This is a genomic window from Xanthomonas sp. SHU 199 (assembly GCF_000364665.1).
In the GTDB taxonomy this organism is placed as follows: domain Bacteria; phylum Pseudomonadota; class Gammaproteobacteria; order Xanthomonadales; family Xanthomonadaceae; genus Xanthomonas_A; species Xanthomonas_A sontii.
This window is the reverse complement of sequence record NZ_AQOI01000096.1, coordinates 1-611: the sequence shown is the minus strand read 5'-3', so window position 1 is coordinate 611 and position 611 is coordinate 1. Positions and strand designations below refer to the sequence as shown.

At 66.9% G+C, this 611-nt stretch carries 1 protein-coding gene; it reads left to right on the top strand.

All coding sequences use genetic code 11. The annotated features are described in order from the left end of the window. Positions 1–611: flagellin (locus tag D183_RS0104495; protein ID WP_017907939.1), on the top strand; the 611-nt coding region annotated here is incomplete at both ends.

Genomic DNA, 611 nt, shown 5'->3' with positions numbered 1-611 from the left:
GCCGACGCCGGCCAGACCATCGGCATCAACAGCATCGTCAACGCCAGCGCCGCCTCGCTGGGCAAGGCCGGCTTCGCCGCCACCCAGACCACCACCAACGCCCTGGCCTCGGGTACCGCCACCGCCAGCGGCAGCTTCTCCGGCATGGTCGTCAACGGCGTCAGCATCGCCTCGGTCTCGGTGGCCGTCGGCGACGTGGACACCGATGTGGCCAAGAAGATCGCCTCGGCGATCAACGACAAGCTGGCTCAGACCGGCGTGTACGCCTCGGTGGACAGCAGCAACAAGCTGAAGCTGGAATCGGTCAAGGGCGGCCAGGACTTCTCGTTCACCGCGGGCAGCGCCACCGGTGCCACCGGCATCACCTTCGACCAGAGCGGCATCGCCGCCACTGCCACTGCCGCCGCGGGTACCACCAACTTCCTGAAGGACGTGGACATCTCGACCTTCCAGGGCGCGCAGAAGGCGCTGAGCATCATCGACAACGCGCTGACCTCGGTGAACTCCTCGCGCGCGGACATGGGTGCGATCCAGAACCGCTTCACTTCCACCATCGCCAACCTGAGCTCCACCTCCGAGAACCTGTCGGCTTCGCGCAGCCGCATCCGCGA